General features: G+C 42.5%; 22 protein-coding genes, 1 tRNA gene and 1 other RNA gene. 18 read left to right on the forward strand and 6 right to left on the reverse strand.

Annotation, left to right across the window (positions count from 1 at the left end; translation table 11 throughout):
• Positions 1-128: 128 nt before the first annotated feature.
• Both ACFPOH_RS13445 and tadA read right to left on the reverse strand, forming a co-directional pair.
• Positions 129-1,442, reverse strand: coding sequence for a short-chain fatty acid transporter (locus ACFPOH_RS13445; protein ID WP_342470737.1), 1,314 nt, complete (start codon positions 1,440-1,442; stop codon positions 129-131).
• Positions 1,443-1,617: 175 nt separating this feature from the next.
• The gene (gene tadA, locus ACFPOH_RS13450) at positions 1,618-2,133 is read right to left on the reverse strand and encodes a tRNA adenosine(34) deaminase TadA (RefSeq protein ID WP_390310140.1); all 516 of its coding nucleotides are present in this window, start codon (positions 2,131-2,133) and stop codon (positions 1,618-1,620) included.
• A gap of 144 nt (positions 2,134-2,277) precedes the next feature.
• Between tadA and ACFPOH_RS13455 the strand changes: the two genes are divergently transcribed.
• The 4 genes from ACFPOH_RS13455 to ACFPOH_RS13470 all read left to right on the forward strand — a co-directional run bounded on the left by ACFPOH_RS13455 (position 2,278) and on the right by ACFPOH_RS13470 (position 6,246).
• A complete protein-coding gene (locus ACFPOH_RS13455) occupies positions 2,278-2,841 on the forward strand; it encodes an LOG family protein (RefSeq protein ID WP_342470735.1) in 564 nt (187 codons plus the stop codon).
• Positions 2,842-3,011: 170 nt separating this feature from the next.
• The gene (locus tag ACFPOH_RS13460) at positions 3,012-4,295 is read left to right on the forward strand and encodes a hypothetical protein (protein WP_390310143.1); all 1,284 of its coding nucleotides are present in this window, start codon (positions 3,012-3,014) and stop codon (positions 4,293-4,295) included.
• The gene (locus ACFPOH_RS13465; RefSeq protein ID WP_390310145.1) at positions 4,288-5,448 is read left to right on the forward strand and encodes a hypothetical protein; all 1,161 of its coding nucleotides are present in this window, start codon (positions 4,288-4,290) and stop codon (positions 5,446-5,448) included. The genes ACFPOH_RS13460 and ACFPOH_RS13465 overlap by 8 nt, the downstream gene beginning before the upstream one ends.
• A gap of 177 nt (positions 5,449-5,625) precedes the next feature.
• On the forward strand, positions 5,626-6,246 hold the full coding sequence (locus tag ACFPOH_RS13470) for an RraA family protein (protein ID WP_342470732.1): 621 nt from the start codon (positions 5,626-5,628) through the stop codon (positions 6,244-6,246).
• 128 nt (positions 6,247-6,374) lie between these two features.
• Here the strand turns inward: ACFPOH_RS13470 and gltP are convergent, their stop codons facing one another.
• The 4 genes from gltP to ACFPOH_RS13490 form a co-directional block, all read right to left on the reverse strand.
• Positions 6,375-7,646, reverse strand: a complete 1,272-nt coding sequence (gene gltP, locus ACFPOH_RS13475) for a glutamate/aspartate:proton symporter GltP (protein WP_342580692.1) — start codon at positions 7,644-7,646, stop codon at positions 6,375-6,377.
• A gap of 88 nt (positions 7,647-7,734) precedes the next feature.
• Entirely contained in the window at positions 7,735-8,613 is an 879-nt protein-coding gene (locus ACFPOH_RS13480) for a response regulator (protein ID WP_342470730.1), read from the reverse strand.
• A gap of 2 nt (positions 8,614-8,615) precedes the next feature.
• Positions 8,616-9,872 carry an ATP-binding protein gene (locus ACFPOH_RS13485; protein WP_390310147.1) on the reverse strand — a complete coding sequence of 419 codons (1,257 nt, stop codon included), beginning with the start codon at positions 9,870-9,872 and terminating at the stop codon, positions 8,616-8,618.
• Positions 9,873-10,002: 130 nt separating this feature from the next.
• Positions 10,003-10,095, reverse strand: a tRNA-Ser gene (locus ACFPOH_RS13490).
• A 166-nt stretch (positions 10,096-10,261) separates the two neighbouring features.
• On the opposite strand from ACFPOH_RS13490, the gene ffs reads away from it, so the two are divergent.
• The 14 genes from ffs (at position 10,262) to ACFPOH_RS13560 (ending at position 26,110) form a co-directional block, all read left to right on the forward strand.
• An RNA gene (ffs, locus tag ACFPOH_RS13495) (signal recognition particle sRNA large type) lies at positions 10,262-10,527 on the forward strand.
• Positions 10,528-10,793: 266 nt separating this feature from the next.
• Positions 10,794-13,166 (forward strand): COG1361 family protein, encoded by a 2,373-nt coding sequence (locus ACFPOH_RS13500; protein ID WP_390310149.1) that lies wholly within the window; start codon positions 10,794-10,796, stop codon positions 13,164-13,166.
• Positions 13,163-14,098, forward strand: a complete 936-nt coding sequence (locus tag ACFPOH_RS13505; protein ID WP_342470727.1) for an ABC transporter ATP-binding protein — start codon at positions 13,163-13,165, stop codon at positions 14,096-14,098. The genes ACFPOH_RS13500 and ACFPOH_RS13505 overlap by 4 nt, the downstream gene beginning before the upstream one ends.
• Positions 14,095-14,952 carry an ABC transporter permease gene (locus ACFPOH_RS13510; protein ID WP_342470726.1) on the forward strand — a complete coding sequence of 286 codons (858 nt, stop codon included), beginning with the start codon at positions 14,095-14,097 and terminating at the stop codon, positions 14,950-14,952. Before ACFPOH_RS13505 ends, ACFPOH_RS13510 begins: the two co-directional genes overlap by 4 nt.
• A gap of 12 nt (positions 14,953-14,964) precedes the next feature.
• On the forward strand, positions 14,965-16,404 hold the full coding sequence (locus ACFPOH_RS13515; protein WP_390310152.1) for a hypothetical protein: 1,440 nt from the start codon (positions 14,965-14,967) through the stop codon (positions 16,402-16,404).
• A 38-nt stretch (positions 16,405-16,442) separates the two neighbouring features.
• Entirely contained in the window at positions 16,443-17,408 is a 966-nt protein-coding gene (locus ACFPOH_RS13520; RefSeq protein ID WP_342471207.1) for an AAA family ATPase, read from the forward strand.
• On the forward strand, positions 17,402-18,271 hold the full coding sequence (locus tag ACFPOH_RS13525; RefSeq protein WP_390310161.1) for a DUF58 domain-containing protein: 870 nt from the start codon (positions 17,402-17,404) through the stop codon (positions 18,269-18,271). The genes ACFPOH_RS13520 and ACFPOH_RS13525 overlap by 7 nt, the downstream gene beginning before the upstream one ends.
• Positions 18,272-18,282: 11 nt before the next feature.
• Positions 18,283-20,025 carry a vWA domain-containing protein gene (locus ACFPOH_RS13530; protein ID WP_390310154.1) on the forward strand — a complete coding sequence of 581 codons (1,743 nt, stop codon included), beginning with the start codon at positions 18,283-18,285 and terminating at the stop codon, positions 20,023-20,025.
• Positions 20,009-22,603 carry a VWA domain-containing protein gene (locus tag ACFPOH_RS13535; protein ID WP_342470722.1) on the forward strand — a complete coding sequence of 865 codons (2,595 nt, stop codon included), beginning with the start codon at positions 20,009-20,011 and terminating at the stop codon, positions 22,601-22,603. Before ACFPOH_RS13530 ends, ACFPOH_RS13535 begins: the two co-directional genes overlap by 17 nt.
• A 125-nt stretch (positions 22,604-22,728) precedes the next feature.
• The gene (dnaX, locus tag ACFPOH_RS13540; protein ID WP_390310157.1) at positions 22,729-24,483 is read left to right on the forward strand and encodes a DNA polymerase III subunit gamma/tau; all 1,755 of its coding nucleotides are present in this window, start codon (positions 22,729-22,731) and stop codon (positions 24,481-24,483) included.
• A 48-nt stretch (positions 24,484-24,531) separates the two neighbouring features.
• The gene (locus tag ACFPOH_RS13545; RefSeq protein WP_342470720.1) at positions 24,532-24,846 is read left to right on the forward strand and encodes a YbaB/EbfC family nucleoid-associated protein; all 315 of its coding nucleotides are present in this window, start codon (positions 24,532-24,534) and stop codon (positions 24,844-24,846) included.
• A 13-nt stretch (positions 24,847-24,859) separates the two neighbouring features.
• Complete coding sequence (gene recR / locus ACFPOH_RS13550) at positions 24,860-25,456, forward strand: recombination mediator RecR (RefSeq protein WP_342470719.1); 597 nt, start codon at positions 24,860-24,862, stop codon at positions 25,454-25,456.
• Entirely contained in the window at positions 25,446-25,676 is a 231-nt protein-coding gene (locus ACFPOH_RS13555; protein ID WP_342470718.1) for a YaaL family protein, read from the forward strand. The genes recR and ACFPOH_RS13555 overlap by 11 nt, the downstream gene beginning before the upstream one ends.
• A gap of 164 nt (positions 25,677-25,840) precedes the next feature.
• Positions 25,841-26,110, forward strand: coding sequence for a pro-sigmaK processing inhibitor BofA family protein (locus tag ACFPOH_RS13560; RefSeq protein WP_342470717.1), 270 nt, complete (start codon positions 25,841-25,843; stop codon positions 26,108-26,110).
• Positions 26,111-26,439 lie beyond the last annotated feature (329 nt).

Below are 26,439 nucleotides of genomic sequence, written 5' to 3' on the forward strand. Positions count from 1 at the left end.
AAAGAGAACAGCTATTCACGGAAGTTATAAAAACTTGCGTCAATTATCTTAATTGAACCGCCGTATACGGAACCGTACGTACGGTGGTGTGAGAGGACGGGAGTTAATCGCTCCCTCCTACTCGATTGTCAGAAGAATAAAAAGCCGATGCTGATAATCACTCCTGTAAAAATCAGAACAAACACACAGAATCCCATAATGTCTTTCGCTTTTAAGCCGGCAATGGCAAGAGCCGGCAATGCCCAGAAAGGCTGGATCATATTCGTCCAGGCATCTCCCCAGGCGATGGCCATCGCCGTCTTTGCATAATCGGCCCCCATTACTTGGGCCGCTTCCAGCATGATCGGCGCCTGAACTGCCCATTGGCCACCGCCGGAAGGGATAAAGAAGTTGACTAAACCGGCGGAAAAGAATGTAAATAAATAAAACGTCGTTTCGTTGGAAATGGCAATAAACCATTCGGAAAAGACTGCCGCAAGTCCGGAATTTGTCATCATGCCCATAATGCCTGCATAAAACGGAAATTGGAATACGATGCCGCTTGCGGTTTTAATGGCATTTTGGGTGGCGGCAAGGAAACGCTGAGGCGTTCCATGCAAAATGATCCCCAAGATGACAAATATGGTATTTACGATGTTTAAATCAAGGGCAAACCCTTTTGTGGCAAAATGATAAATGAGATAAGCCACACCGATGATGCCGATTAAAATGGTTAAAATATAGCTTCTTTCGGAACGGGAAGCAAACGTGTTTTCAGGCGGCGGGAGTTTTTGCTCTTCCTCAGCCAATAACGCTGGATCCACTTCCACTACATCTTCTTCTTTCGGCATCATCCAACGGTTGAAGAATGGAAGCGTAAAGAGAATCACGAGTACAATAAATAGATTGTATGGAGTGAAAAGGGTTCCGGAAGTCGGAACCACACCCATGATTTCTTCAAAAGGATGTCCTTCCGTTGCAACAGAAAGCGGGATAGATCCTGCAAGTCCACCGTGCCAAATAATAAATCCTGAATAGGCACTGGCAATTAATAACCGGTAATCCACTTTTTTCACATGTCGGGCAATTTCTTTTGCGAAGATGGCACCGATGACTAAACCGAAGCCCCAGTTGATCCAGCAGGCAATTAATGAAATGAATGTGACCAAAATGATGGCCGCCCCGGGGGACTTGATTTTGCTTGCGACAGCGGTCAAAAATTTCTTAAATAAAGGGCTGTTCGCTAAAACGTGGCCGGCCGTCAAAACAATGACCATTTGCATTGTAAAGGCCAACAAACCCCAGAATCCATCTCCCCAGTAGATCACCATCTCAAGGGGGGAAGATGGTGTGAGTCCAATGCCCAGCAGTACAACAAGTACTGTTAATATTGCTACGAAAATATATGGATCCGGTAAATATTTTTCCATTATAGTGTTTGATAGTCTTGTTAAAAATTTCATATGTTCCTGATCCTCCTGATTTTCTGAAAGCTTGTATATTTCATAGATACGAGGAATCAGGTAAAAATATGATTTTTTATTACTATTTTTATTATAAAAATATTAATAAAATAATAGATTTCCCGTTTTGCAAATAAAATATCAACCTCCAAAAAAGAAAAAGTGATTGATGCTCTCAATCACTATCCTTTTCTTCCATGTCTTTTAGTTTCTCTTTTTCCGCCTTTTTCCGTTCGCGAATTCCTTTAAAGAAATGGGTTAACAGGGAGCCGCATTCATCGGCCAATACACCCTCCGTCACATCGCATTCGTGGTTGAAACGGGAGTCGTTTAATAGGCGGTATAGAGAATCGACACATCCGGCCTTCGGGTCACGGGCACCGTATACAACCCGGGGAATTCTTGATTGTAAGATGGCTCCTGCGCACATGGGACAAGGCTCCAACGTCACATATAATGTGGTTTCTTCCAACCGCCAGCTTCCCAAAACTTTGCAGGCTTCTTGTATGGCCATAAGCTCTGCGTGGGTGACAGCATTTTGAGTCGATTCTCTTAAATTATGGGAACGGGCAATGATTTTGTCCTGATAAACTATCACAGCACCAATGGGAACTTCGCCGAGGGCTTCCGCTTTTTTTGCTTCGATCATCGCTTCTCTCATAAAAAATTGATCTTTTTCGTGTAATGCCACTTTCCTCTCTCCTTCGGTGTAAGTGTAACATGAAACCTCCCAATTTCTCCATATTGGTATTGAATAGCAGGAAAATTTATAATTCTGTTACATGGACTACACATTCATTCGATATAATGAAAGAAAAAGGAGAAGGTGACATATTTGCGTGTAGCAGTTTATTGCGGATCGTCTTCGGGGAAATCACCGGTTTATGAGGAAGCGGCCATTGAACTAGGGAAAGCATTGGCAAAGAAAAAATATGGTGTTGTTTATGGCGGTTCCACCCAAGGATTGATGGGGAAAGTGGCGGATGCGGCTCTTTCCGAAGGCGGGGAAGTCATTGGAGTGATGCCAAAACAGTTGATGAATAAAAAAGAAAAATTACATACAGGATTGACGGAACTATATATCGTTGATTCCATGCATACCCGAAAGAAGAAAATGTCGGATCTTTCCCATGCATTTGTCGCGTTGCCGGGTGGTTGCGGAACGTTGGATGAATATTTTGAAGCTTTTACTTGGGCGCAAATCGGCATCCATTCAAAACCGGTCATTTTATACAACGTCAACGGCTTTTATGATGCCCTTATACAACATTTTGAAAAGATGATGGAAGAAGGATTTTTGAGAGAACATCAGCATAGTCTGTTTCAGGCAGTGACAACGGTGGAAGAATTGCTCTTTATTTTGGATGGCTTGAACGAAGCATTGAAGGAAGGCAATTGATATTTTTTAATAGTTATAGAAAAGCGGGCTGTCTGGAAGGTGGGCAGCCTGTTTTTCTTTTCATTCTTATCTTTCCGTTGGAGGGTTGGAAAAGGAAATATTGATTGTACGAAATCGCTCTGAATTGTAAGATATTTTAAATATGGGAAATTGTACGAGGTGAGAGAAGGATGAGCTGGTTATTGCAATGGGTATTGCCGAATGAGGTGAACCAAATTGATGATTTATACCGGGTTGATATTGAAGAATCGATACATCAACTGGAAGCATTTGCTTTGGCGCACCAAAATGAAATAAAGAAAGTTTTTATTTGGGTACGTCTTCATCGCCCTTTTTCCATCCGGCAACAAATGGAGTTTGAGGAACGATGGGAAAAAGAATTGCGAAAGAAAATCCACCAGAATGTGGAATTGATTGTGCTCGACAGAAAAAAAGGAAAATGGTTTGAGAATGAACTTATTGAAGTCAATCGCGAGATCCATAGGATTTGCATTGAAGAACCCTTTGAGGAAATGGTATTGATTTCAAGAGGAGAACATTCCCAATTGCAACAGGCTGTCCTTATCGGAGGAATCAAGACTTTTGCGAACCGTTTCTGTTTGATGTTGCAAGATCAAGCAACAGGGGAACTGATCAGACAACAATTCCATGATTCCCCATATAAAAAGTCCTGGCTTCAATTATTCCAACATTTAATCCATGATTACAATTACGTTGGAGCTTTAAAATTAATGGAAGGACTTGAAAAAAACGATCGAACGCGGTTTATTAAATATCTTTTGGAAGTCCAGCTGTTACGGCAAAATTTCAATTTTGAAAAAGCCTTGGAAAAATTTATGGAAGCCAAGAAAATACATCCAGCTTCCAATTTACGGTTGTTGGAGATGGAACTGATCCTGCAATGTTTAAACGGCGAGCAGGGGGAACAGAAAAAAGAACTGGAACAGATTCAGGAACTGTATCGACATATTAAAGCCCTTCTTTTAAAAGGGGATTATCCTGCGTTTTTGGTCCGATTTTATCGTGCAAGGGAAGCGGTATTACGATATATCGTCAAGTATGGTCCTGATGAAAAAATCGACATTCCCAGAGCTTCTTCCATTTATCAGTTCATCAATCAAGTGGAGGAACTGTATGAAGAGGGGAAAATCAATCGGTATTTCGGTGTCTATTTTTACATAAAAAGTTCCAATGTGGCCAATGCGCTGAATGTCCGCAATAAAAGTTTCATCGGACATAATCGCAAATCAATTTCAAAAAATGCCATCTTCCATGAATATTACGGTTCAAAAAATATTAAAATTCCCCAAGCAACAGAGCGGTTTTTGGGAGATACTCGCATCATGCTCCGTGATTTGGGCGGTGCATTGGATGATAATTTGGAAGCAATGAATCTGTATCTGATCGAATTGATGTTCAGTGCGGCACGGGAAGGGGCTGTAAAAGTTGATTAAAACCATATGGATCATCCCTCCGGCAAAAGGAGAAATCAATTTAGAGAAATTTTGGGAGAATGTGATTTCCGATGAGGAAATGATCATGATTCATTCCTCGATGGAAACGGCAAACATACCGGATGTTGAAAACATTCGGCTTCATGGAGAAACGCTTCAGGAAAAATTGGACGATTTGGAAGAATATCTGGAAAACCTGGCAATGCAGGCAAAGAAAATTCGGCTGATCGTGGAACCCCATGGAAATGTGTTGACGGATGCTGCCGTTCATTTTTGCATGACCCATTTTCCGTTAAAAACGGAGATGAGAATGAAGCAGGAGATATGGAGAAACTCCGATATCCATGGGGAAGGTGAGGAAATCTATCAACTGGTCCATCATTTAATTTATTTGAATAAATATCAAATTGCGGAGTTGATTTTAAAGAATTACTCAGGCGACAACGATCTTTTCCATTTGCTCCAGTTTGGCCAACATCTGCTCAACGGCAATGCAACTTTTATCGATTCCCACAATGAATTATTCTATTTCAATTTATTGCAAAGGGTATTAAAAAGCATTGATCATGACAAGGAAGAATTGCAATTCATCCATGTGATGAAGGGACTGGCCAGTGGCAAGCAACGTCCGTTCATTTACTTTTTGCAAAATTATTACAAGCAAATGTATAAAACAGAAGAGTTGATTGATTTCATTGTGCTTTATTACCGGCTGGCCGAGGAATCGTTATTATTTGCCATGGGATGGGATGTGAATGACAGCAATTATTATTGGGTGCGGAAAAACGCGAAGAGAAGCGTCCCTTTTAAACGGCCGATATCCCGTCACTTTTACAGTTATTTAAAAATCATTTTGGAAAAGGCTAAAGAAAATCCAAGAAATAAATATTATCAAGAGTTGGTGCGGGACTTCACCCAAGATTGGCTGATCGGTTTAATCGATTTGCGCCATGAAGGGATCAGCGGCCATGGATTCAGGCATTTCAGCAAGGAATTGTTTGAGGAGATTGCTTCGGGAGACCCCATTGAAAAGATGAATGTGTTGCTTGGACGCTATGGATTGTATGCAACCCATGATCTGTTCGAATTGCTCCAAAAAGCGATACTTGCCATGGCGAGAAATTCATTGATGGGAACAAGCAGCCGCCAATAAAAGCGGATGAAGAATAGTGGGGATTTTTTTCAGACTTTCCCGGGAGCAATGAGACAAAAAAAGATTTTCTTTTTAAATTTTAACGAAGGAAATTGAAAATTATATGGAAAAAGGAAACTTTATCCTATAATATAGAATTGTTGAAATATTTAGTGAATTCAAAGGGGTTATGTTGAAATGTCAAACTTAGTCGAACGATTTTTAGCGGTGCCAACTACAGCCATTTCTGATGCGACAGGAGGACATACAAATTTAGATGCAAACATTAAGCCGTTGAGCGACCATTATAAAATTGCTGGACGAGCTGTTACAGTCCGATTGCCGGATGGGGAGAATAAAGCGGTGCTTGAAGCCATCAGCATTGCACAAAAAGGGGATATTCTCGTAATTGATGCGAAAGGAAATACCAACCGGGCCGTGGCAGGAGATTTTGTCGCTTCTCTTGCAAAGGGATTAGGAATCCAAGGGTTTGTTGTGAATGGTGTAATCCGTGATATTGCTGCGATGCGTGAACTGGATTTCCCGATTTTCGCTTTAGGGACAACAGTCGCAAGCGGAAATAAACACGGCGGTGGAAAAGTGAATGTTCCGATTGCCATCGGCGGCGTCAGCGTCCAACCAGGAGACTTTATTGTCGGGGATGTGGACGGGGTCGTTGTCATTCCGCAAGGGGAAGAAGAAGAAATTTTGAAAAAAGCGGAAGAAAAAATGGCGAAAGATGAAGCAAGAGAAAAAGAGGCTTTGGCCAATGGAGAAGAATCCATCCGCAAATATCTTGAGAAAGCTTTGGCAAAATAAAAACTGAATAGAAAGTTTGATCCTTTCCATTCAGCCGATATAAATAAAACCGTTTATATTCCAGGATGGTTATAAAATGATTTGAAGGGAGCCTGTCAAAAGGCTCCTTTTTATGCTTGAAATCAACTTTATTTTGCTAATTCGGTTACATATTCATTCATCTGATTCTCATCAAATCGGCGTTCCCATTTTGACATAACAATCGCCGCCAAAGAGTTACCAACAACGTTTACAGCTGTACGTGCCATGTCGAGGATACGGTCGATACCGGCGATAAAGGCAAGCCCTTCCAATGGAATTCCTACAGAGCCCAAAGTTGCAAGTAGAACGACGAAAGATACGCCCGGCACTCCCGCAATTCCTTTGGAAGTCACCATCAATACAAGCACTAACGTGATTTGTTCAACAATGGACAAATCGATTCCGTACAACTGGGCAATGAAAATCGCGGCAATGGATTGATATAATGTAGAACCGTCCAAATTAAATGAATATCCTGTTGGAATGACGAAGGATGTAATATCCTTTGGACAGCCAAAACGTTCCATTTTTTGCATAATGCGCGGCAATACCGTTTCGGAACTGGATGTGGAGTAAGCCAAGATCAGCTCGTCCTTTAGCACTTTAATTACTTGGAAAATATTCACATTGACAATTTTCGCTGTAACGCCCAATACGACGATGACAAAGAAAATCATCGCTGCATAAACGACAATTACCAATTTTCCAAGCGGAATCAAGGATGCCAATCCAAATTTTGAAACGGTTACAGCCATTAAACCGAATACCCCGAATGGAGCGAATTTCATCACAAGGTTTGTCACCCAGAACATGGCGTCAGCCACACCTTGTGCGACGGCAAGAACCGGTTTTCCCCGTTCTCCAATTGCTGCAACACCTAAACCGAACAATACGGAGAAGAAGATGACGGATAACATGTCACCTTGAGCCATGGAATCAATGAAGTTTGTCGGTACAATTCCTACGATGGTATCGATGAAACCTCCATCATGTTCAACTTGTTCAGTGGTTTCCACATAGGATGAAATATCCGTTTGCTCCAATTGATTCATATCGATGCCTTCGCCCGGTTTAAACACGTTTGTGATCAGTAAACCGAGGATGATGGCAATGGTCGTGATAATTTCAAAATATATCAATGTTTTACCGCCAAGACGGCCGAGTTGTTTCAAATCGCCAGTGCCGGCAACTCCGACAATAAGCGTCGAAACGATGATTGGCACAACAATCATTTTAATCAAGTTCAAAAAGATGGTGCCAAGTGGTTTCAAATATGTTTCGACTGCTGGATTTCCATAAAATACAGCCCCTACAACAATCCCCAATACTAACGCGATCAAAATCTGTGCCGCTAAACTGAGTTTGAATTTTCTTTTCAAAAGATTCCCCCCCTGTTTAAGTAAAAAAATACGAGTTTATAATAATCAGACACTTACAAAATCCGACAAAATCCGAGAAAAATTTTTTTTAATTTGTTTTACTTGCGATATCTGCAAACAACACTTGGATGAATTTTTTTATGTTAATTTTTACTTTTCTTTCTTCATTATTTTTGATTTGACTCATCAATTTCCGTATTTCTGTAAATTCAAAATAGCGGGGGGCATAATATTCAAACTCGGAATTTGTATAATCCACCAAACCTAAATTGGCCAAATTGATCATTGCAGCCAAAATCGTGCGGCGTATACGCTGTTCAATCGATTTGCTTTCTTTTATGATTTCGTCTGGGGTTGTTTTTGTCAGTTTTGCAACCCGTTCATATAATTCTTTTAATGGAGGAAGGGGAGTATTTTTTTGTCTATCCATCATCAACAATTCAATAATTTTAGTGATATCTTCGCTTCCCACTTCCCCGATGATGCCCATATCATTCAGGATGCTTAAAACATGGTCGCGGGTGGATTTTTTTGATTGATGGATATTCGGTGTTTCAATATTTGAAAGGGACTCACGTATAGCGGAAATGGAGTTTTTTAACCGGTATTGTTCCTCCGTTTTTCTCAAAACCATCTCCACTTCCACTTTATTGATGGGTTTATGGATAAAAAATTCAATCCCCTTTTCGTAAGCTTGGGCAACCATATCTTTATTGACCACTTGGGAGATCATGATGAATTTTCCATCGTAATGGTATTCACGGAGCTGTTCGATTGTTGCCAAACCGTCCAATTTCGGCATCAACAGATCAATGATGACAAAGTCCGGCTGCATCACGAGAATTTGGTTTATCGCTTCTTCCCCATTGGAAGCTTCTCCAATAACCGTTCCGAGTTGACTATCTTCAATGATTTGGGAGAGCATGGCACGGCTTGCCCGATCGTCATCCACTATAAAATATCTCATCTTTAGACCCCTTCTTGTAAATTGTTAATCGGAATTTTTATTGAAAATACGGTTGTTTCATTGCTTTCCACATGAATGGTTCCGTTGAATTTATCGACGATTGCTTGCACATGGGATAAGCCGATCCCCGTTGAAGGTACTCCTTGGCGGTTAAATTTTGTCGTAAATCCCGGGTCGAAAATGACAGGGATCAAATTTTTTGAAATTCCTGCTCCTGTATCTTCCACGGTGATGGTTGCAAAATCTTTCGAAGTATTGATGGAGATACGGATTGTCCCTTCCTTTTCAATCGCTTCCACGGCATTCGCGACTAGATTATTCATGAGCGCCAGTAATGGAATGTGTTCTTTCGTACGGAAATCATGATTGCAAGAAATGGCAATTTCAATCTTTTTGTTTAGCATTTCACTGTATTTTTCATTTGCTTCTTTTACATATTGAAGCAATTCTGAGATGAAATAAGCATCCAATTGTTCCATATTCAGTATTTTGGCGAGACCTGCATAAATCCGTTGTTCATCTTTTTTTACTTCGTGAATTTCTTGGGCAATGGACAGGGCTTTCATGCCCAACATCGGGTCGATCTTTTTTAATTGGTCATACAAACTGTAACTATCCGCGGTAATTTGTTCGATTTCATTCATCGATTTTTTTAAATATAATGCTTCGACGTATAGAGTGGAGATGAAATTTAATAATTGCTGCACTTGCCTTTTTTGTTCCTTTACCGTAATGGAACTATAAATGCCCACGACAAAGAAACTTCGGATGAAGGCAACAAGAAGCAACAATACAATTTCTTTCATCGTCAATGGAATGTTGGTTATAAATAAAGAAGTTGCCAATTGTTCAACCGAATTGCTCGCAAATTCAATAATGGTGACCAAACTGGCCAACAGGAACGGTTTCGATTTAAGCTGTTCAAGTTTGATCATGTATAAACCGAAAGCAAATAAAATATAAAACAGACCGGCTGGCAAGTGTGTAAGAATGGCATTTGTAAAAGCGCTTTCAAAAAAGGCAACGTCCAAGATTGTGCGGAACAATACAATGACGATTCCGGTAATGAAGCCGGTATGAATCAGCGGTAAAGGAAGAATTAATACCGCCAATAAAAACATGACGGTTCCCAATCCGAAGCGGAATGGAGCTCCCTCATAAGGTATGACTTTCACTTCACTGGCGATGGCGGTTACAATGGCAACAGCGAAGATCAACAAAACATCATGCCGTTTGATGATGGATTTTGATTGTTCCATTTTAGACTCCTTGAATAAATGGTTCTTTCCCTATTCTAATCGAAAATAAAAGGAAAATAAAAAGTAATCATTCATTGCTTGCATGAAAAAAACCACTACTGTTTTCAGTAGTGGTTGAGCTTTCTTCGTATGGTGGAGGAAGAGGGATTCGAACCCCCGCGCGGTTTGACCCGCCTGTCGGTTTTCAAGACCGATCCCTTCAGCCAGACTTGGGTATTCCTCCATTTCGACAAAAAGTAATGTATCATAATTTTTCTTACAAGTCAATATTCAAAATTTATAAAATTGAAGGATGGATAGGATGATAAAGGCAGTTTGTGTTATTAATTGAAGAATCGCCAGAACAAAACATTGCAAATTCTCATTTAAATGAGGTATACTAATTTATGCCGTGCTAGGTGGGGAGGTAGCGGTGCCCTGTAACTCGCAATCCGCTCAAGCGAGACTGAATTCCTTTTTGAGGCTGTGTGCATGTAGGGTTTGCCTCTTGCACGTAGCGTTGAAGGTTGGGTCCCGCGCAATGGGTAGCCATGAACCATGTCAGGTCCGGAAGGAAGCAGCATTAAGTGGTTTCACCCATGTGCCGTGGGGTAGCCTGACCCGAGCTGGCGACAAGAGTAGCACCTATGTGCCTCAGTCGAGAAAAGGTGCACGGCATTATTGATTAAAGAATCGAGTGCCGTACAGGCTTTTTTTATAATAAAATAAAAAAGGTTTTTTGAAATAACTGTAGAAATTCAAATTAAATTGGATTTCTACAGTTTTTTTATTTGTTCCAGGGATAATAGCGGTAATAAGAAATCCATAGCGAACAATTTCTTAATAGATTATTAAAAATTTCTTATTTTTTCTAATTTTAGGAACTATACGATTAAATAAACGTACTAATTTATAAAGGAGAAGTAAAGGAGATGTGAACGGGTGTACAGAAATATTTTTGTTTTAATGACGTTGGTCTTTTTAACCTTTTTTATTCATATTGATACAGCTCGCGCTGCGCCCCAATTGGAAGTGAAGGCCGAAATTGGGGTCAATAATACCGTCAAATTATATCAACCATTGCCGTTAAAATTAACCATCACGAATAACGGAAGCGCCTTTTCCGGCGATATGGTCATTGATGCGGCTGTCACTTATTCAGCCGGATCTGCCCAAGTATTTCCGTTAGATTTGGCGGAAGGGGAAACAAAAACATTATCGATTTATTTGGATGGTTTTTCTGACGATTATATTTATCGCACACAAAACGAACCACTCTTCACTTTCTATGAAGGTGGAATCGAAAAGGGGAAAGCAATCGATTTTTCAGGGGATAAAAATCCACGTTTTCGATATTTCCACGACGGGGATACCGCTTTTATTTTCACCTATACAGAAAATAGCGACCGTTTGGCGGCCCTATTGCGTTTAAGCCAATATGTGCCGAACTACAATATTGAAATTTTCAACCTGAACCAAATTTCCGGTTATGAGTTCCCTTCGGATGTAAAAGGGTTTGCAATGGCGGATTTATTCGTTGTGGATGAGATGAACATTGCTGATTTATCGGAAGAGGAACAACGGGCGATTTTTGAATGGGTCAAAAAGGGAGGAATCCTTCTCGTCGGGGCATCGGAGCAAATCGAGCGTTCCATGGGAATATTCGGCGAATATCTTCCTTTACAATTGTCCAATGAAAAAGCCGTTGTTACAAAAGAAGCATTGGGCACATTGTCCAAAGGCGGCCTCTTTACGGAAAATATTGAAGTGTTTCAGGCAACCGAACGGGAAGGGAGCAAAAGAATCCTTGCTGATGGGGATACCGTTCTCGCTTCTTCCGTTGATTTAGGAAAAGGGAAAATTATTCAGACGACTTTTTCGTTGGGGGATCAGCCCCTTTCCACGATGGATGGATACGGGAAATTGTTAAACGAAATTTTGGATGTCCAAACGAGTTTATTAGGTTGGATCAGCGGGGATTATTTGGACTCATTATCTTATGAAGTCAGAAATTTCAACGAATTATTCCCTTACTTCCAAGTGAATACCGTATTGATCATCGTCACAATCATCCTTTATATGTTCATTGTTGGACCGATTTTATATTTCCTATTGAAAAAGATGGACAAAAGGGAACATGCATGGTGGGTGATCCCGGCACTTTCGATTGTGCTCACTTTATTGATGTTCATTGTTGGTGCCAAAGACCGCATCATGCAGTCGCAAATTAATCAGTCCGCTTTTTATAAAGTGGATGGAAACGATCTGTCGGGATATTATGTGGAGTCCATTTTAACGAACCGGGGCGGGGATTTTGTTTTGTCGATGGATGAAAATACCTCCGCTTTTGCAACGGTTGATTATAGTGTGGCCAATACGGGAAGGTTGCATGAGAAAGCTTATACAAAAAATCAGGGGAATGGCTCAAGCATTCATTTGAGAAATTTGAATTATTGGTCTGTGCAATCGGTTATTGGGGAAACAAATATCCCGGATGCCGGAAATTTTGAAATTGATTTAACCGTGAAAGATTCCGGAATTGAAGGAACAGTAAAAAATAATTTCCCATTTGTGATAAAAGATGCAACCATTTGGACCGGTTCCCGGAAAATCGAAATCGGGGATATCGAGCCGAATGAAACCGTGCAAGTCTCAAAACAGCTGAACAGCACCATTTTATTAAAACCGGTTGCCCCTTCAAACTACTGGTTTGAACCGAAAAAAGCGGATGAATTAATTCCGAAAAGGATCGATCAATTAAATTACCAGGCTATCAATCTGATTGATGAAAATCAACCGGCATTGGTCGGCTGGGTGGAAGAATCGCTTGTCGGCATCCAATTGGAAGGCAGTGCCGAAGTGAGTCCAATCGCGGTCATCATTCAAACGTTCCAACCGAAGATGGAAATCAATGGGGAATTTTCAATCAATGACAGCATGATGGAAACATGGGTGTATCCTGTGAATGAGGGCTATGCTGAACTGGTTGATGAGCAAACAAAAGAATGGAGCATAAGCCCTGGAGAGTATGAATATCGAATCCAAGTTCCGGAAGAAATTTATAAACATAATTTCCAATTGACTCAAATAAAGATAAAAAATCATGAGAAGGACAGTATAGCCATGTCCATTTGGAACAATTCGACAAATCAATATGAAGCCATTACCGGTCAGGAACACGAAATAAAAGAAAAGATTGACCAATACATTTCTGAAGGCCGAGAAATTTTGATATTGCTGCAAGTCGGCGCGAATGCCGAAGAATCGCTGATGCATATACCATCTGTTGAAGTTAAGGGGGTGGCAAAAGAATGATTGAAATTCAAAATCTCACAAAAATGTTTGGTAATTTCAAAGCGCTTGATGGTTTGAATATGACGGTTGAAGAAGGAGTTGTTTTCGGTTTTGTCGGTGCCAATGGGGCAGGAAAAACCACAACCTTCTCCATCCTTGCCACCCTTCTTTCGCCGACATCAGGGGATGCGTTCATTAATGGCAAAAGCGTTGTAAAAGAACCTCAGGAAGTGCGGAGATTGATAGGCTACATGCCTGACTTTTTCGGCGTGTATGACCAGTTGAAAACCGATGAATATTTAGATTTTTATGGCGCCTGTTACGGGCTTACGGAAAAAGAGAGAAAAGTGCTCATACCGCAGCTTTTGGAGCTTGTGAATTTGTCGGATAAGCGGTATGAGTATGTGGATTTATTATCCCGGGGGATGAAACAACGGCTATGTTTGGCGCGCTCGCTCATCCATGATCCAAAAGTTTTGATTTTGGATGAACCCGCTTCCGGTTTGGATCCGCGGGCAAGGGTAGAAATGCGGGAAATCATCAAGCAGCTAAAACAAATGGGAAAAACCATCCTGATTTCATCCCATATTCTTCCTGAACTTGCGGAGATGTGTGATGAAATAGGCGTCATCGATCGCGGCAAGTTGATTACCCAAGGCAGTGTTGCAACGATTCAGGCCCAATTGCAAGGCGATAAGCATATATCGGTGAAAGTATTGGACGAAATTGAAAAGACGGTGAAGTTTTTGGAGGAAGATCCGTTTATTTCATCCATTGAAGTCTTGGAAGGAAATAATGAAATCACTTTTGTTTATAAAGGATCTGCAGAGGAACAAATGAAATTATTGAGAAAAGCGGTTTCCGCGGGACTTTCCATCTATGCTTTCATGGAGGAGCAAAAAGATTTGGAAGATGTTTATATGGCGATTACGAAAGGAGCGGATGCGAAATGAAAGGACTGATATTGAATCCCGTATTGCTGAAGGAACTGAAATTGCGTTTCCGCGCCTTTAAAAGCTTTTCCGGTTTGATGTTTTATTTGGCGTCATTGATCATATTTGTGTCCGGCTTCCTGCTTGTATTCACTGAATTTTCGGTGTCCGGCTTTTTTAGACCGAGCGACAGTTTTACGATGTTTGTCGTACTTTCCGTATTGCAAATGGCCCTTGTCATGTTCATTACTCCGGGGCTAACCGCCGGAGCAATCAGTACAGAGCGGGAAAAACAAACATTAAATATTTTGCTGACAACAACCCAAACGTCGTCGCAAATTATTGTCGGAAAGTTGCTGTCGTCCGTGGCATTCCTTATTTTAATGCTGATTGCCGGGCTACCGCTTTATAGCATCGTGTTTCTGTTTGGAGGCGTATCTCCATGGCAATTCGTCACCATGTTTTTCTTTTATTTGGTGACGCTCATTGCCATTGGCAGCATCGGCATCATGTTCTCCACGATTACGAAAAGAACGATTGTTTCCATGATTGCAACCTACGGGTCAATGATCTTTTTGGGGGCTATTACCTTATTCTTCTTTTTCATTGGCTACTCATTGGAGATGATGGTCACAAATCAAAACGCCCAAAATCTGACGCCATTTTCGCCGATTTCCTATTTCTGGGCATGTATCAATCCGGGCGTACTGATTGCCACTTTGCTCTCCCCGGACATAAAGAATGGATTGCAGGAAATGGTGGGAATCAGTTTTCCAAATTGGATTGTATATTTAATCTTTTATGTGCTGATCACTGTGGTATGTTTAACCATCGCCATTCGCAAATTGCGGGCAAATATGAAAACCAATCGCTAAGGAGTGAGAAAGATGGATCGTCAAAAACAGTTGATGAACTATGTAAAGCGGGCACAACGAAGCTTGAATGCCGAAAAACTGCTGCCTATGTTGCAATACGGGATTTTCCTGTCATTAATATCCGGTTTGGCGATCCTCATCGTTTCTCGCTTCTTTGTTTTTGCCTATTACGATGAAACGGCTTTGATGATTGCCTGCGCGGCGTTTGTTGCAACGGTCGGATATATGTGGTTCAAGCGCGTTCGCACAAAAGAAGCGCTGAGAAAGTTGGACGCTTTTTATCCATATAACGAGCTTGTCACGGCTTTTTCTTTTAAACAGGATGAACACCCATTGGCAGATTCCATCCTGAATAAAGCGGCCAATGAGTCGGAAGAAGCCTATGAACGGTTTAAAAAACGCAAGAAACATTATTGGCGGCCAAAAACGTTGGTGGGTATATTAATCGCCGCCATTATAACGGGGACTTTGTTGATTTTTCCTTCAGAAACGCAGCAGGATGCGCAAGTGGCTGAAAAAGAAAAGGAAGTCATCCGGGAAATTGAAAAGGAAGTAGCCAAACTGGAGAAAAAAGCCCAATCGGAAGATGCGAAAAAAGAAATGAAAGAGCTGCTTGAAAAGTTGAAAGAAGTGGAAACTTCCGAACAAGCCCTGCGTGAAGTGGTGAAAAAGCAAAAGGAATTGAACCTGCAAGAACAAAAGCTGCAAGATAAGAAACTGGCTGAAAATGGAGAAGGAGCAGGGTTGACGGATGAAGAAGTGCAGAAGCTGAAAGATATTGCGGAAATCAAGAATGCGCTTGCGAAAAGTGCATCCGGCACTCAGACGGCTTTAAGCAAACTGGGAAAGCCGATCAGCATTGATCTGCAAAACACCATCAGCAAAATGGCTGAATCTCAAAACGGCACAACCAGCGGAAAAACTTCCAACAATCCGAGCGGGACAGGAAATAACCAACAGCAAAATAACGGTCAGACAGGTCAAGGAAGTACCGGTTCCGGCAACAATCAGGGCCAAGGAAACAACGGCTCCGGCAACAATCAAGGGCAAGGAAGGACCGGATCCGGAAGTGGTCAAGGACAAGGAAGCGGCAGCGGGACAAGTGGCCAAGGACAGGGCGGCGGTTCCGGATCTGGTGGACAAGGAGGCGGAGCATCAGCTGGGAGCGGTGCCGGAACAGGAATGGGAGGCCGCAGCCTGCTCTCCATCCCTTCTGAACGGGTGGGAGAAAGCGGCGGTCCTACTGTAGACGGCGGTCCATTAGGTGAAGGAGACTCTGCGGGAGAACAAAAAGGAACGGTTCCGGTGACGAAAGGAACGGTACGGCCATATGAAGAAGTGGTCGGACAATATGAAGAGCGGTACATGCAAAGTACAAAACGTCTACAATTGCCGAGGGATTTACAAAATGTCGTGGAGTCGTATTTTTCATCGATTCAGTCTGAGGAGTAGGGGGAATTCGTTTGTTTAGTGAACAACAATATGCGGAAATGGCCGAACAATTGCAGCGGGTAAGGGAAGAAATCGGCAAGTTCATTGTCGGCCAGGAAGAGGCCATCGAATATACGCTGTTTTCCATCTTAGCGGATGGCCACGCCTTATTGGAAGGCTTGCCAGGCATGGGGAAAACGATGTTGATTCGGACGATTTCAAAGGTGTTGGATTTATCTTTTTCCCGCATTCAATTTACGCCGGATTTGATGCCTGCCGATATTACAGGGACAAATATCATTCAGCGCACCGAAAGCGGCATGCAGCAATTTGAATTTCAGCCGGGCCCGATTTTCAGCCAAATGGTGTTGGCCGATGAAATCAACCGGGCGACGCCGAAAACCCAGAGCGCCTTATTGGAAGCGATGGGGGAAAAGACGGTGACGATTTTGGGCGATACAAAGCCTATGGCGAAACCGTTTTTCGTATTGGCGACGCAAAACCCGATTGAAATGGAAGGAACCTATCCTTTGCCAGAGGCGCAAATGGACCGATTTTTATGCAAAATATTGGTACCTTATCCTGGCAAAGAAGAGTTGATCGAAATTGTTAAACGGACAACCGGTTCGCAAAATGTGCAGTTGGAAAAAGTGATGGATGCGGAGCGGTTGATTGTTGCGCAGCAAATGGTCAAGGAAGTATTGGTGGCCGATGAAATGCTGGAATATGCAGCCGATTTGGTGGTGGCCACCCATCCGAAAGAGGACGGCGCCCTTCCGTTTGTGAAGCAATACGTCATGTACGGAAGCGGGCCAAGGGGATTCCAAAGCATCATTAAACTTGCGAAAGCGCGGGCAGTGTATAACGGAAGATTCCATGTAGCCATTGCGGATATTAAAGCTGTGGCCAAGCCGGCATTGCGCCATCGGATTCTATTGAACTATGAAGGGGAAGCAACAGGAAAAACGACAGACGCGTTAATTGAAGAAATTTTAAATGAGATTCCTCAAGGAGCTTCATCATGAGTCATTTCATTTTGCCGGATGATTTAATTGCAAAATTGGGGCGCTTATCGGTTGCCACATCTTCCAAATTGAGGGGACACCATAAAGGTTCCCATCGCTCCTCGCGTATCGGTTCATCCCTTGATTTTTCCGACTATCGGGAATATGCCTTGGGGGATGACGTGCGGCAAGTGGACTGGAATGTCTATGCAAGAACGGAAAAATATTTTATTAAGCGGTTTTTGGATGAACAAGAAATGAGGGTCCATATTTTGCTGGATTCTTCCCGCTCGATGGGGGAGGGGAAAAAGTGGCTGTTTGCAAGACAGATTGCCTGTGCGTTAGGCTTTATGGTCTTGAACCGGGACGACCGGCTTTCCTTTTCCACATTAGAAGAAAATACGTTTTTCAGAAAAAAAGGGGCCGCTTATCGGAAAGCCTACTTGCAAATGGTGACAAACATGCAGGAGGCAAACATTAAAGGCAGTTTTGCCCGAAATGGTATAAAGGCCATTCCAAAAGACTGCACCGTCCTTTTTGTTGTGACGGACGGTTTGGAGCCTCTGGAAGAATGGGAACATTTTTTCCGCAAGCTCCCCCGCTTTTCAGGGGATGTCCGGTGCATTCAAATTGTGACGGAAGAAGAATTGCATCCAACCTTTACCGGAGATGTTCGGCTGATTGATGCAGAAAGCGATGAAGAACTGAATGTTTCGATGTCGAATAAGGTGCTGGAGCAGTATCAAAAAGAACGGGATGAGCATGAGAAAGCATTTTATGCCATCTGTAACCGTTTTGGCATTAAAACCATCCAATTAGTTGCGGAAGACGGGATTCAGCGGGCCATTTTTCATCAACTATTAAAGAATCGGTGGGTACAGTGAGGTGATACACTTTGGGTTTTAGTCAAACCTTCTTTCTATGGGCGATAATTTTCCCAATCATTGTTCTTTTATATTATTTCTTTCGGAAAAAATATAAAAAACAAGAAGTATCTTCCACCCTTTTTTGGGAACAAGTGATGCAAGAAACCAAAGTATCACCTTACTTAAAACATTTGCAGCGGAATGCGTTGTTTTATTTGCAAATGTTGGCGCTGCTCTTATTCGTCCTTGCACTGATGAATCCATATGTCAAAACGAAGGAAATCAGCGGTGAGCAAGTGATCTGGATTGTTGATACATCTGCGACAATGCTTGCGGGAAAAGAAAAAACGATATTTGAGAAACATCGGGATGAAATGCGTTCTCTCGTCAAATCGGTGGGTGAAAGGCCTTTAACCATCATTACAACCGGAAGTGAACCAAAGGCGGTTCTCCGGCAAGAAACCAATGCGCGGCAAATTGAAAAAGCCATCGATGAATTGGCTGTTACCTATGAAGAAGAGCAGTTAACGAAAGCGATTGATATGGCTAATGCCTTTGTGGGGAATACGCCAACAACGATTTATTTATTTACGGACGCCGTTTCCCGTACAGAATTGCCGATTGAAAGCGAACAGGTGAAATGGGTTGTAAAGGGGGCCGATGCAAAATTTGAGAATGTATCCGTTACCCGTTTGGCTGCAACGAACGTAAATGGTGAAACTCTTGCTTTATTGCAGCTGAAAAACGAAACGGAAGAAAATCAAACCGTGCGCCTCTCTTTTTCCGATGGAGATGGCAAGGAACTTTTGGAAAAAACGATTACGTTGCAACCAAAAGAAGAATGGATCAACACTTTTGAATCATTGCCTGAAAGTGATGTGCTCAATGCAGCAATTCAAGTCAACGATGATTATGAAGCGGACAATTCGATCATGACCATCGTTGGAAGCGATCCGTATGAAATTGCGATAGGGCAAGATATGCATAAATTGGTGCAAGTGGGATTCCAATCGTTGGGCGTAGATGTGAAATCTGTTCCGGAACAACAATTGAAGTCGTTGAAGGGAACCATTGTCGTGACGAATCAAACAGAACTTCTCGAACGGGTTGAACCGATCATATTGATTGGACGTGATGACGAGATAGAAAGCGAAGTAAGTGGAAAAGTGGAAGTTTCCCAAGATGAACTGTTTGCCTTCAGCTCATTGGAAGATGTATATGTAGGCGCCGTTTATCCTCCTTTTGAAAACTTTGAAACGATTGCCAAGGTGGATGGCCATCCGCTGATCCAACGGTCGCCGAAAGGGGATATCGTGATTTTGACGGATATCCAATCAACCGATTGGCCTCTACATCCTTCGTTCCCTTTATTTTTATGGAGTGTCCAAAATGAGCTGACGGAAGGGAAAGGTTCATTAGGCATATTCACACCAAATGAACAACGGGCCGTATCGTTGGTTCCGGGCGATTGGTCCATTTACACCGCGGATGGAAAATACGTGTCTTCCTTTGAACGGTCGCAGGAGTTTCGGGCGCCGGCAAAGCCTGGATATTATGTTGCACGTTCTGAGCATGAAGAAAAACCGTTTATTGTTCAATTGCCGAAGACGGAACGGACGATTCAGGAAGGGGACAGTTTTGAGTTGGGTAATGTCAAAGGCGGACAGGAGGAAGTAAGGAATGAATCCCTGGCGCGATGGATTGTGCCCGTCATTTTATTATTGCTCATCATAGAGTGGGAGGTGCAAAGAAGACGTGGATTTGCGAATTGATTATCCAATATTCCTGCTTTTGCTCATACCACTCTTGGCATATTTTATTTGGACGTGGCGGCATCACCGTGCGGTTTTGAAGAAAGAACATAAAATCGTTTTCGTTATCCGCATCATTGCTGTGACCATGCTTGTTTTCGCCGTTGCCTCCCCCTATTTACTTTTGCCGGTAAAAGAGGAGCAAGTATTGTTCCTGATTGACCGTTCCGCTTCGATGGCCGGCACGGAAGAAGAAGTGCTGGATTTCATTGAAGAAAGTTTGGAATCGAAGAAAGACAACCACTTGGTGGGAATCTATTCCTTCGCATCAAATTTTCAAACGGAAGCAATCCTTTCCAAAACATTGGAACATGCCCCAAAATTAAGTGAAATGGACGAAGTGGACGAAACGAACATCGAACAAGCCTTACAGCTTTCGTCGGGCATCGTTGACAAGGACAAGGCTGCACGTATCGTACTTCTGACGGATGGATTGCAAACAAAAGGGGAAGCACTGGAAAGCATAGCGAAAATGGCCGGTTCAAAAATTTCCGTTGATGTTGTCCCGCTCAGCAGAGATGTTGCTCACGATGTCGCCGTTCGGAGTTTTACGACGCCTCAAGTGTCCTATCAAGGGGAAGAACAGCCATTGACGGCGGAAATTGAGTCGACGAAAGATACAACCGGTGAGTTATTGTTGTATGAAAATGATCAGCTTATTCACAGGGAAAAGGTTCAGCTGCAAGAAGGAAAAAATGTGTTTACGTACCGCCATAAAGGAAGCAAGGAAGGTTTAGTGAAATACGAAGCGTCCATTCAAACGGACGAAGATGCGATTTTGGAAAATAATAAATTGACAAGCGTAACCATTGTCCAAAGCGCTCCCCGGCTGCTGATTGTGAGCAATCGGGAGGAAGGGTCGCCAATCGCCGATCTTTTGAACCCTTCTTCCATTCAGTTTGATGAAGTGGCTGCCGAAGAATTGCCAAGTTCCTTATCCAGCATCTTGAAGTATAACGCCATCATTTTTGACAATGTCCCCGGCCATCTTGTCGGGGAAGCGAAAATGGGCGTCATCGAACAGGCGGTGAAGAACTTTGGCGTAGGCTTTATGATGGTCGGCGGTGAAAACAGTTTCGGCCTTGGAGGATATTTTAAAACGCCGATTGAACGCCTGTTGCCGGTTGAAATGGAAGTGCAGGGGGAACATCAATTGCCATCTTTGGGCCTTGTTCTAGTCATTGACCGTTCCGGCAGTATGGCCGGAATGAAGATGGAACTGGCAAGGGAAGCTGCTGTTCGCTCTGTGGAATTGCTCCGGAACGGGGATACGTTCGGGCTTATCGCTTTCGACTCCGAACCATGGGAGCTCATTGAAACAAGCCCGTTAAAAAATAAAGAAGAAGTCATCGAAACGATCTTATCTATACCGCCGGGAGGGGGCACCAATATATATCCTGCCCTTTCATTGGCCTATGGAAATTTGTCGCATTTAAAATTACAGCGAAAACATATTATTCTGTTGACCGATGGACAGTCGGTCGCATCCGGAAGTTATGAAGCTCTCATCGAAGACGGAAAGGACAATCTAGTTACATTGTCAACGGTTGCCATCGGGGAGGATGCAGATCGGCGTTTACTGGAAAGTTTGAGTGAACTGGCCGGCGGTAGATTTTATGACGTGTCGGATGCAACAACGATTCCATCAATTTTATCCCGGGAGACGGCGATGATTTCCCGGACATATATTGAAGATCACCCTTTTTATCCGGTTATTTACCGCTCGGAAGGATGGAATCCATTGTTTGAAGAGGGCGTTCCACAAATGAATGCCTATATTGCCACAACGGCAAAAGCGGCATCCCATGTGATTGCGGAAAGCGAAAAGGAAGATCCGGTGCTTGTGGAATGGCAATATGGCTTAGGGCGGACCATTGCGTTTACATCCGATTCAACGGGTGCCTGGACAGGCGATTGGGCTCGTTGGGACAAATGGGTGGATTTTTGGCATACAGCCGTTTCCAGATTATTGCCGAATTATAATGAAATTGCGTACGACATCAAAATGGATCGGGACGGCTCGTTCGTCATTACGGATCCAACAAATCAAGCAGCCTTTATCGATGTGGCAGCCGTTGATGAACTTGGAAATGAGTTAGAAGTCCAATTGGAGCCGGTTTCGGCAAGTAAAGTCCGGGCAGTGGTGGATGCAAAACCGGGACTTGTGTTTTTCAGCATTTCCAAAGGGGACGATGTCTATCAAGCAGGATTGACGGTGCCGTATAGCGCGGAATATGATTTGCAGCCGGCGGACAAAGAACTGCTGAAAGAAATGGCTGAAAAAACCGGCGGAAAACTTATTGAAGAGCCGCAAGAAGTGTTCCGGGCCTTCAAAGACCAGGGTGCAACGCGTCAAAGTATTTCCACGATTCTCCTGTTTGCCAGCTTGTTGTTTTTCTTTATTGATATAACCCTTCGACGATTTGGCTGGTCTTTCTTCAAGCAGGTGGCGCAGCCAAAGAAAGATTCGCCGGATCGTGAAATTTCGGAAGAAGAAACGAACGTGGCTCAAATTTTAAAAGGGATGAAGAAAAAATAGATTTGGGATGGTGCCATGGAGAGGTGGCACCATCTTTTTCAATCATCCTTTGTTACCGCTTCGACAAAAAGAAGTGTTATAATGAAGCTACAAGTATGTCGAGAAAGTAAAAGGAGAGGAAATCGTTGACGTATCAAGCATTTTATCGTGTTTACAGGCCGCAAAGTTTCCGCGAAATGTCCGGTCAAACCCACGTGAAAAGAACGCTCCAAAATGCTCTCCTGGCAAATAAAACAACCCATGCGTATTTGTTCTCCGGCCCCCGGGGTACAGGGAAAACAAGTACGGCCAAAATTTTTGCTAAAGCATTGAATTGTGAAAAAGCACCGACAAACGAACCGTGCAATGAATGTCCCACTTGCATCAGCATAACGGAAGGTTCGCATCCGGATGTCATTGAATTCGACGCCGCCTCCAATTCCCGCGTTGAAGAAATCCGCGACATTATTGAAAAAGTAAGGTTCGCTCCGGCAAGCGCCCGCTATAAAGTGTATATTATCGACGAAGTGCATATGCTTTCAACGAGCGCTTTTAATGCATTGTTAAAAACGTTGGAAGAACCTCCAGCCCACGCGGTGTTTATTTTGGCAACCACTGAGCCGCATAAGCTGCCGGCAACCATCATTTCCCGTTGTCAACGATTCGATTTTAAACGCCTGTCATCGAGCGATATCGTGGAACGGATGAAATTGGTGTTGGAAGATATCCAACTGCCTTATGAAGAACAGGCATTGAAAGTGATTGCGCAAGCGGCAAGCGGCGGGATGCGGGACGCTTTAAGTTTATTGGATCAAGTCGTATCCTTCAGCGGAGAAAAGTTGACGCTGGAAAATGCATTGCTCGTGAGCGGTTCCATTAGCCAGGATGTGTTTTATGATTTGGCGGCCGCTTTAAAGGATAAGGACATCGCTCATGTTCTTTCCTTATTGGAAGAGTTGATTGCGGAAGGGAAAGATCCGCTAAGGTTATCGGAAGACTTGATTACTTTTTTCCGGGATTTATTGTTGCTTCAAACAAGCGGGGATTTGGAGGAATTGCTTGAGCTGGTTACGCCCGAGGAAAAATTTGTGGAGCTGTCCCGGGAGTTTTCGGCGGATACGCTTTATGGATATATAGATATACTTTCGAAAACCCAACAGGATATGAGATTTTCCCATCATACAAAGGTGTATTTGGAAACGGCTTTGTTGAAAATGGCCCAAGTATCAAATGCCGGCACGTCCAATGCACCGCAGGCGGATCCCGCTCTGGGCAATAAAGTTGCCCAATTGGAGAAAATGATTTTTCAATTGAAAGAACAACTCGAAAATGGAGCAACGATTTCTCCTTCAAACACACCGGCAAAAGAAGAGAATCGCCAAAGAATAAAAATCACGAATGGATACAGAGCGCCTGAGGGAAGAATAAAAGAGGTATTAAAAGCGGCTACGAAAAAGGATATTATGCAAGTGAAAAATGCCTGGATGCCGGCTTTAAACCAGCTGCAAAAATCCCAATCCGCCCTTTTCGCGGAAGCGGAACCAGTTGCAGCATCTTCTAGTGCATTTGTGATAAAATTCAAGTATGATATACATTGTCAAATGGTTGCTGAAAACAGGGATCTCACTGCTGCATTTTCACAAATTCTTTTCCAACAAACCGGGAACATGTATGAAATTTTATGTATTCCGGAAAGACAATGGACCGTTTTGCGGGAAAATTTTATCCGTGAGAACGGTTTAAACTCCAAAAAAGCCCAAAATACGGAAAACAAGGTTCAGGAAAGTACTCCGGAAGCGCCCTATATCGATGATGTGAGAGAGGCGGAATCGGAAGATCCGATTGTGAAAGAAGCGGAAAAGATGTTTGGAAAAGATTTTGTTGAGGTAGTGGATGATTGAGGAGATTCAGCATCCCTTTTAATGAATGCAATGAAGGAGGACGTTTTCATGCGTGGAATGGGAAATATGCAAAACATGATGAAAAAAGTGCAAAAAATGCAAAAAGAAATGCTTCAGGCACAGGAAGAATTAAATGCAAAACAATTTGAAGGTACTGCTGGCGGCGGCATGGTAAAGGTAATTGTAAGCGGGGAACGCAAAGTGCTTGAGGTCAACATAGATCCTTCCGTTGTGGATCCGGAAGATGTGGAAATGCTGCAAGATTTGATTGTCGTTGCAACGAATGAGGCATTAAAGAAAGTGGAAGAAGAAACTGCTGCAACAATGGGCAAATTCACTCAAGGTTTAAACCTTCCATTCTAGGGGGCAATTTTTCATGTATTATCCTGAACCAATATCAAAGCTCATTGATAGCTTTATGAAATTGCCAGGCATCGGTCCGAAAACTGCGGCTCGACTGGCATTTTTCGTTTTAACCATGAAGGAAGATGAAGTTTTATCCTTCGCCAAAGCATTAGTCGATGCAAAGAGGGATTTGACCTACTGCTCGATTTGTGGACATATTACAGATGTGGACCCTTGCCACATTTGCTCCGACCAAACTCGGGATGTATCAACGATTTGTGTTGTACAGGATCCGAAAGACGTAATCGCCATGGAAAAAATGAAAGATTACCATGGTCTGTACCACGTTTTGCATGGAGCCATCTCACCGATGGATGGCGTTGGACCGGAAGATATTAATGTGGCGTCTTTAATCAACCGATTGAAAGATGAAAGGGTAAAGGAACTTATATTGGCGACTAATCCAACGATCGAAGGAGAAGCAACAGCGATGTATATTTCACGTCTTGTGAAGCCCTCGGGAATCCGGACAACCCGTATTGCACACGGATTACCGGTAGGCGGCGATCTTGAGTATGCAGATGAAGTGACGTTATCAAAAGCTTTGGAAGGGCGGCGTGAAATATAAGGTGGGTTTATTCAGTCGTAAAGGGAAATTGAAAAAAGAATTTGATGAACAACTGATTCGTTTGATAAAAGAAACAAAAGATGATTGGAATTATGCAAAGCAGCTTGAAGAACTGACGGAAGATTATAATCTGGATGTAATCGCTCAAAGCAAAATAGCGGAAAGTCTTCATTTTTATTTGTTCAAAGAAGCACGAATCAGAAAAATAATGATTCGTTAAATATGGATCATTTTTAATTAAGGAATTTGCCAATTCATAGAGACGGTGTTAAAGGCAAGCATTTCATACATGTCAAGGCAAAAAGGAATGTTTGTTGAAAACGATACTAAGAGTAGCCGTAATAGCATATGTTTCCTATGTACTTTAATTCGGAAGGGGATTGAATGGGTACATACTTTGGTTTGGGTGCTATATGCGTGCTACTCATGATTTTACTTTTAATGGGCAAAAAAATCGGTTACGGTCTAATCATTGAAAAGCTGACGGTTTTTTGGTTCCGTCTGGCATGTTCTTTCACTTTTTTATATATTGCGCACATTACATTGGATGGATTTGATATTATCATCCCTGTAAACTTTTTTTCGGCACTCACAATCACGATTCTGGGTTTGCCAGGCGTGTTATGCATAGCGGTCTTAACTTTATTGCAATAAATCCATAAAAAATGTTGCATCTTTTTGAATAAGTTGATACAATAGATTTCCCTTCGAGATGAAAGTCGAAAAGGAAATAAAAATGTTGACAACGGAAAGTAATTTAGCTACAATATAAAAGCTCGCTAAAAAAGAGCAAAAAAACACTTGAATTAATAAAAAAATGTGATATAATTTCGTAATATCACAACAAATTACCTGGATGAACCTTGAAAACTGAACACCGAAACGTTAATGTTATAAATTTTTCCGATTCGTTAACCCTCGTTGACGGATTGGATACGGACAAAAGTTTGAGCTAATCAAATTTTCTTTTATGGAGAGTTTGA

The sequence above is a fragment of the Ureibacillus suwonensis genome, from assembly GCF_042655065.1.
Taxonomy (GTDB): Bacteria; Bacillota; Bacilli; order Bacillales_A; family Planococcaceae; genus Ureibacillus; species Ureibacillus suwonensis.